5 protein-coding genes are annotated in these 7,596 nt (G+C 66.5%); 2 read left to right on the forward strand and 3 right to left on the reverse strand.

What is annotated here, in order from left to right:
• The first annotated feature begins 504 nt into the window (after positions 1-504).
• A complete protein-coding gene (locus IE118_RS25445) occupies positions 505-1,776 on the forward strand; it encodes an AAA family ATPase (protein ID WP_189560362.1) in 1,272 nt (423 codons plus the stop codon).
• 3 nt (positions 1,777-1,779) lie between these two features.
• A complete protein-coding gene (locus tag IE118_RS25450) occupies positions 1,780-3,636 on the forward strand; it encodes a TniQ family protein (RefSeq protein ID WP_189560363.1) in 1,857 nt (618 codons plus the stop codon).
• 111 nt (positions 3,637-3,747) lie between these two features.
• On the opposite strand, the gene IE118_RS25455 is transcribed toward IE118_RS25450, so the two are convergent.
• Genes IE118_RS25455 through IE118_RS25465 form a run of 3 tightly spaced genes read right to left on the reverse strand, consistent with a single transcriptional unit; the run spans position 3,748 to position 7,023 of the window.
• Positions 3,748-5,580 (reverse strand): P-loop NTPase family protein, encoded by a 1,833-nt coding sequence (locus IE118_RS25455; protein ID WP_189560364.1) that lies wholly within the window; start codon positions 5,578-5,580, stop codon positions 3,748-3,750.
• Entirely contained in the window at positions 5,573-6,016 is a 444-nt protein-coding gene (locus IE118_RS25460; RefSeq protein WP_189560365.1) for an ABC-three component system middle component 2, read from the reverse strand. The genes IE118_RS25455 and IE118_RS25460 overlap by 8 nt, the downstream gene beginning before the upstream one ends.
• Positions 6,013-7,023 carry an ABC-three component system protein gene (locus IE118_RS25465; RefSeq protein WP_189560366.1) on the reverse strand — a complete coding sequence of 337 codons (1,011 nt, stop codon included), beginning with the start codon at positions 7,021-7,023 and terminating at the stop codon, positions 6,013-6,015. The genes IE118_RS25460 and IE118_RS25465 overlap by 4 nt, the downstream gene beginning before the upstream one ends.
• Between the last annotated feature and the right edge of the window lie 573 nt (positions 7,024-7,596).

The raw sequence follows: 7,596 nt of genomic DNA on the forward strand, positions 1-7,596 counted from the left end.
TGCCGCTGCGGGGCCGTACGAGCTGGTGATCTGGTGCGGTGAATCCGAAGGCTGACGCCCAGGTCCGTTCCGCCGCATGTGTCCTGCACGAGCTGGTGTCGCCGCATGGGAGCCTGAATGAGGCCCGTGAGGCCTGCCCCCGCTCTGGGAGATCCTGCGGTCGGCGGCCCCTTTCGATCAGTGGCCCACCTAAATGATCAGGGCGGAGAAGGCGTCCCGCTCGCGCCTGGCCTCCCAGGGCAGGGCCGCGACATGCGGCCGCCCGCCTGCGACGGCTCCTGCAGCTGGGGAGGCAAGTTCGTACGTCGACGCCGAAGAGCCTTCCGGACCGTCCTGGCCACGGGAGGCGCGAACTGTCCAGGCCGCCGTCGACGCGGGCCCCCGTCGGCGCCGGGAGAGTCTTGACCAGCCTTCGGAAGCTCCTCAACTGCTGAATGACGCTCTGCGGCAGCGGAGCTTGTTCCTGCTGCCCGATCTGGACGATCACGATCCGGGGGACGACGCGTGACCGACACGACAGTGCCGCGCGATGTGCTGACGGGCCTGCCGTCCAGGAGGGAGATCGCCGAGTTGATCCTGTCGGACACACCCGGTCGCGACACGTTCGTAGGCTGGCAGCATTTCCGGGCAACACGCGGCCTGCTGGTTCCGGCCCACCGGCTCTCGGCTGCCCAGTGGCGCACGCTGCCGCTCCGGCGGCGGGAGGACTACGACACCTATCGGCAGATGACCAACGTCAACTTGCCGTTGCAGCAGACGTCGATGGCCCAGCAGGTGTCCCGGCTGATCGACCGCCGGCTCAGCGCCAACACCCGCAAGAGAAGGGATCCGACGCTGGCTGGCGTGGTGGTCAGCGGCTGGGGGCAGTACGGGAAGACCGCCACCGTCTGCCGTGTCGTCGCCGCGTTCGAAGACCGGTGGCTGCGACTGCACAACTCGGTCAATCCGGCGTCCGTTCCGGGCACCTTGGACCTGCACTCCCCGGTCGCTTACGTCCAGGCTCCGGTGACAGCGACGCCGAAAAGCACCTGCGTCACCATCCTGAACTTCTTCAGGGCGCCGTCGCGCAGCCTGACCCTGCCGCAGCTCGTCCGACAGGTCGCCGAGTCGTTCAGGGACCACGGCGTCAAGGTCCTCATCATCGACGACATCAACCGCCTGCGGGTGAACCGCGCCGATGACCAGGACGTCCTGGACCTCCTCGGGGCCTTCATGGGCCTGGACATCACTTTGATCCTCACCGGAGTGAACATCCCCGGCACCGGCCTGCTCCGCGAAGCGCGCTGGCACGCCCAGCAGCGCTCCTGGGCGATGCCGCCGCTGGAGTCCACCCGCATCCACGGCTTAGAGGTCACTCAGGCCGAACGGCGTTTCGAATTGGTGGAACTCGACCGGTTCCGCACCACGACACCCGCCGGGATCCAAGCGTTCGTGAACCACCTCCAGGGCATCGAGGAACACCTGCGGCTGCTCAACGCACGCGAGGGGATGCTCACGGAAGGGACCATGCCCGAGTATCTGATGCGCCGGACCAACGGAGTCGTGGGGTTGCTCGGCCGGCTGATCGAGGACGGTTCCTTGGAAGCCGTGGCCAGTGGGAGGGAGTTCCTGGACGAATCCCTGCTCGACGAGATCGTCATCGGCCGCGACGACCTCACGCACCCCCCGGACGGCGAGATCGCTGCCCAGCCGGCCAAGCCCGCCAAGCGCCGCTCCCGCGGCCGCAACCGCGTCCTCGACGATCGTGGGCCCCGCGACGGTCAGGGCGCAGGCTGACCTGTGCACCGCCTTCTCGAACAACTGCCCCGGAGCCTGGCGCCGCTGCCCGGTGAGGACCTTCACGGCTTCATCCTGCGGCTCTCGCACCGTCTGGACATGAAGCCCGCGGCCCTTATGCAGCACACCGGCCTGATCGGCCCGCGCAGCAACTCCGCGCCCGCGCGCAGGATGTTCATGCTGGAAAGAGACGTGCTCGCCGCGTTCTGCGCCACTACCGGGATGTCGGCGCAGGATGCGGATGCGCTCACCCTCAAGCCCCACGTCAACAGCTACCCGCCCGTGGCCGAAGCCCTCTTGGGCATGCGCGGCCTGTCGCCCGCTCCCCGTGGCGTCTTCCCCGTCTGGCTGCTGACGACCTCAACGCGCTACTGCCCTTCCTGCCTCGCTAGTGACGGCTCGGCCATCCAGCAACGCCACGGAGGGCCCTGGAAACTGGCATGGCGGATGGCGGCCAACTTCGCCTGCATGGAGCACCGCTCCTTCCTTCGCACCACCTGCCCCGCCTGCGTGCTGCCGGCACAGATGATCCGAGGCAACTCACGCCGCCTGATCGTCGAGCCGCATCTCGACCCACTCCATCCAGCTCAGTGCCGCAACGTCATCGAGCCCCGACATGGCCCCTGCGGCGCCCGGCTCGACACCGCCGATCTCACCGACAGCGACATCCCGTCGGACGACCTGCTCGACCTGCAGCAACGCCTTCTGCAAGCCCGCCCCTACGGCGCTCGCCGCTCTCTGGACCCGCTGGCCGGCCACAATCGCATGACGGACCTCTTCGTTCTGGCCGCGCTCATCCGCGCCACCTGGCCACTGCCAGCCAGCCTGGCACCGAGCGGCTCGCTCGCGCAGGCTCTCGAGCACGACCTCGGCCGACCCGGGCCGGCTCCGTCTCTGAGAATCTCCACCACCGCCCAGGAGCGATGGGACAGCGATGTCTACTCGGCCCGCGGCACAGCCGCCCTCCTGGCGATCTCGGCGCAGATCCTGAACCTTCCTCTGCCGGAACTCCGCCTGGAACTCGGTCGGCTTATCGCCGAGCTGCCTCCCCTCGACAACCCCGCCTGGGGTCACACATGGCTGACTCTGCGGCGCGACAGCTCGCCGTTGTTCCGGCACGAAGTCCTCCAGCTGCTCGACAAGCGGTTCCCCCGGCCGCTGCCCACACAGGTTGCTCTGCCGGCGTTCCTGCGGATCCGTCGGCGCAGCTACTCGCCGCAATCCATCCCGCAACGTCTCCCCGAGGAATGGACCGAGATCATCACGGCACCGCTCGGCCACGCCGGCCGCTCGCCAGTGAACGTCGCGACCCGCAGGGGCCTCGCAGCCCATCTCGTCCAGGCCGCGACGGGCATGTCACTGCAAGAAGCAGGGCCCTACCTCGGCATTCCTCCGGATTGGATGGACAACTGGGGAAGATTCCGCCCCTTGGAGGAACGCCTGCACGGACGTCGAGCAGACCTGCCCACCTTGTTCCAGCGCTTCACCGACCACGTCGCCGATCAGCCACCGCTGGACTACCACGCTCGACGAAAGCGCTTCGCGAACTGGACACTCCCAGGTTCGGAAATGCAGAAGATCATCGACAGCTACCCGGGCAGACGCCGAACCGTCGCTGCCGGCTCCCACAAGGCATCCCGCATCCGCACCGGCTTCTCCGCCCTGATCTGGTCCCGCCTCACCGGCAGCGAGTGGCGGTTGGCGCCCGACTTGCAGCCCTTGCCAACGCAGGGAGTCGCCGTGATCGACGAGGCGGTCATCTCCTCACTCCTGCACCAACGTCCGGACCCCTTCTACGCATACCTCCACGACCTGCTGCCGGACTATGCAAGCGCAATCCTCGGAGAGGATCACCAGTGACCAGCGTGATCAATGACTGCGGGGCCGTCGTCCAGGTCGGCGGCGTACAGCCGCGTACCGCAGCACCCTGCATGGGTGACGCAGCGCGACAAAGGCCGTCTTCCGATCGGCCTACCGGTCCGCGGGGGCGGCGGCCGGGAAGAAGCCGGGACGATCGCCTCCGGGTCCGGTAAACCGGTACGCGGATGCGAAGGAGAGCACGTCGGTCGGAGGGTCGCCGTTCTCGATGACGACCGCTTGGCCGGGGAACGAGAGCATGTCCCGGTAGAAGTGGTCCACGACGTTCGAGGTGATGTCGACGTCCTCACCGACGGGCTCCCGGTAGGTGACCACGGGCGAGTCGAGCACGACGAAGCCGGGGTGGGGCAGATCGTTATCGATGCTGAACCTGGCAAGCGATGTCGTGAATGCGGAGTGCAGGACCGAGCGCACGCCCTTGCCGCGGCCCGCCCTGGGCCGGCTTCCCGCCCGGACTTCGGGCGCATACTGGTCATACTCCGCGAACTCGACTGCGGGGACTTTCCATGCATCAAGGGTCTGCCTGAGGACCCGGTCGAACTCCGCCAAGACACGGGTAGGGATGTGCTCGGTGGGCCGGGTCTGCGCTACCGCGCCTTCCCCGTGCAACCGGGATCGCCGTGATTCCAGCTCCTCGATTCGGGAATGCAGTTCCAGTTCCCGTTCAACAGCGGAACGGGCGGTCAGGAGTTCTTCCATGTGAGTCCGGAGGGGTTCGAGGTGCTGCTCGGCCTCAGCGATCTCGGCGTTGAGCTCCACTACCCGGGGGAGTAACTCGCCGCGACGGGCCTGCAGGTCTTCCATCTGAGAGCGCAGGTCGGCGATGGTTGGCAGCAGGTCGGCGAGCAGGGAGCTGGTCTTGGTCACCTCAGCCTGCACGGCGGCGTGGAGCTGTGTGGTCTCCTGCTCACCGTGGTCGGGGTGCTGGTGCTGTGGTTCAGCGCCGCAGAACACGCAGGTGCCGACCTTGAAATAGCCAAGAATGCTGCCGACTTCGCTGACCATCGTCAGTCGGTCCAGATCGGACCGGTACTGCTGCTCCAGCAGCCTGAACCGAGCATGCAGGTCGCTGACTTCTGCCAGGCGAGATTCCAGTGCAGCTAGTTCCTGGGCGGTCTGCATGCGGGCGGCAACCGCGGCAACGTGGCGGTCGGCGATGACGCGCAGCGAGCGGGACTGAGCATCGACGGTGACCTGAATGCGTGTCTGCCGTTCGCGCAGCTGCGTTGCATTCTCCTGTGTGGTCAGCTTGGCGGTCAGGTCGAGGACGATCTGGTCCAGGAGGTTGATCTGGCCCTTGTGGACCCTGCGCTGGCCGGCGTTCGGGCCCGTCTCGATGACCGGGTCGCCCTCCCCGGTCAGTAGAAACTTCATGACCGACATGGCGGCGGTCTTAGTGGAGGCAGCACTCGAGCGCAGCACCGGGGGAAGCGGGTCGACCATTCGCGTCTCGGTGATGACGGACAGGTGCACGAGATCGGTCAGCGTGAGAGCGCGGGTGCCGCCGGCGTCGTTCTTACGGATCTGTTCCTCGCCAAGCCCGAGCTCCGTTAACAGGAACGCGGAGACGCTCCGGGCGCTGCGTGCGCGGTGGACCGCCGTCAACTGCCGGTCGGCGGGGCGGGTCACCAAGTTTCTCAGGTCGGCGTAGTGCGCCTGTACGGAGCTGCTACCCGGACGGCGTACCAGAGTGAGCGGGCTGCCGTCGGGCATGTGCAGACCCAGCAGGATCTGGCTGTAGCCGTCGGCTTCGGGAATGAGTGTGAGATCGGCCCCGCCGAGCATGTACTCGATGGAATCGACGATGAAGGACTTGCCGGTATCGGAGGCGCCGTAGATCACGGTCAGCTCAGGGCCGAAGACCACCTGCGCAAGCGGCTTGGCGGAGCCCGCGTAGGTGAGGTGGGCCAGTCTCAGGTCAGCCATGCTGAGCCTCCGTCGGCCGGTTGAGGATCGCCCGCGTGGCAGCCCGTACGTCGGCTCCGGGTGCGTAGTGATGAACGGCCCACTCCGCCCGCTCTCTCAGGCTCCCGACGTACGGGGCCTCAAGGATGTCGACGAAGGCCGGGCCCCGCTCCGTGGCCCGGTACATCAGGCCGTCATGATCTGGCTCGAGATCGGCGAGTCCTGCGCGGATCAGTACCAGCAGCGCCTGCTCCAGGACTACGCGTTTCATGCCCAGCTCCCCGGTGCGCGCAGGCAGATCGGGGTGCAGACTCGGGGGGCCGTCAAACTCTCCGCTGTGTAAGAGCGCGTAGTCCAATAAGGCGAGCTCGGCCAGGTCCAATGGCTCGGGGTGGCTTTCCGCGAGCAGGACCAGGGCCCGCACCCCGACCTCCAGGGGGCTGTTCAGCGGATTCACGTGTCCCCTTCCTGGCACCATGTCAGACGGTCCTCGTTCGCCAGGTGATGGCATACCCCTTTGCGGTCCAGAGGCCGCACATATTTGGTGAGGATGGTCTCGGTGAGCTCAACCTGCCCAGCCGAGTTGAGAACAGCCTGCAGGCGCTCCCATCCAAGGCTGTAGATGCCGTCCGCGACCTCGACCACAATGTCGAAGACGTCGTCGAGGACGGCCTCGAAGTGCCCCTCGGGCGAGGCATCGCGGGCGAACAGGCGCAAGGACTCCGCGCTGTAGAACGCTTCGCGCTGCCGACGTAGGTGCTCACTAGCCTGCCTGTGTTCGGCTACCTGTTCGAGCGAGCTGGTCGTGTCGCCCCATCGCTCGCGGTACACATCCAGCAGCTGCTGCACGTAGCGGGCCTCGTCAGGGCCGTGTTCGGGTGGCGGCACCATGATCTGCGGACGGGCGACCTGCGGCTGCGGGAAGCGCGTCGCCCAGTGAGGAGTGGTGCGGTGCAAGGCAATCATCTCGTCCATGTCGACGGTCTCGAACATGGAAAAGTCCGTCCCCTCGGCGAGCTTCTCCACCGCCTCCCGTTGTGCGTTGCTGAGGGAGGTGATGACATCGTCGCGCGTGGACTTCAGGTCCTCGAGGAAATCCCGTCGAGTGTCGGATGGCTTCGCGAACAGCCGCACCAGACTGCGGCCGATCATCGGGGCGACGAAGACGTAGCGTTTCGGCACCGTGAAGTGGCCCCGTACCGCTGCCGCGAACATCTTCCGCATCTCCGGCGCGGCCTTCGACCAGGTCAGCGGATCCCCGTAGTGCTTGCACTGGTAGTTGTGCCAGTCCCCCTCCAGCCCTTGGGGCGTCAGGTAGCCAGCCACGTCAATGCCGTGATCACCCGAGCCTCCATGCCGCTCCACACGCACGTACTTCGTGTTGAGGGCTGGTACCCATTCCTTGACGAAGTCCTCGAACTCGTCCGGATCGTAAGAGAAGACGACCTTCTTCGGAGTCGGCATGGCCGGAAATTGGAGCTGAGGACCAGTCAGCGTCAGAGGAGGTGTACCGGTCTCGCCTGATCCGATCTGCACCTGATCCAATGCTTCCCCCGATGGCTCCCGAAGCGGCCAGCTACAGGCCACGGGGTACGTGGTATCACCGTTGCAGCATGCACGGAAAGGCGAAAGTGCGCCGAAGATCAGTATCAAGACAGCCGCTTCAACGGGCTCGAAGTCGCTCTCGACCCAACATGGCCTTGTGGGAGGAGGTAGATGGGAAGCCGAGCGACCTGCCTTCGAACCGATTCGGTGAGCACTGCCGCCACAGTGGCTGCCATGCCCGTGCCGGCTGGGCATGGTGCAGTGCTGAGCGACGCGTCTGGCTGGAGCGCCTGTTGCCCGCAGCGCGGGGGAAGGCGCAGAGGGCTGATCCTGGCCCGCTGAGCCATGATCGGCTTGCCTGTCTAAGGGTTATCCCGTATCTGCTGGCCAGCCCCGAGCAAGCAGTGGGCGTCAAAGGCTGGGCAGCCCTTAGAGGTCCTAACAAAGGCGTTGGACGTGCCGGTGGGTGATCAGGCAGGTCGCGAGGCCGAG

The organism is Streptomyces pilosus (assembly GCF_014649835.1).
GTDB classification, from domain to species: Bacteria; Actinomycetota; Actinomycetes; order Streptomycetales; family Streptomycetaceae; genus Streptomyces; species Streptomyces pilosus.

Bases quoted from the DNA above. Each gene is read 5' to 3' on its own strand.
- IE118_RS25455 (WP_189560364.1), bottom strand. From the start codon at position 5,580: ATGGCTGACCTGAGACTGGCCCACCTCACCTACGCGGGCTCCGCCAAG.
- IE118_RS25465 (WP_189560366.1), bottom strand. From the start codon at position 7,023: ATGCCGACTCCGAAGAAGGTCGTCTTCTCTTACGATCCGGACGAGTTC.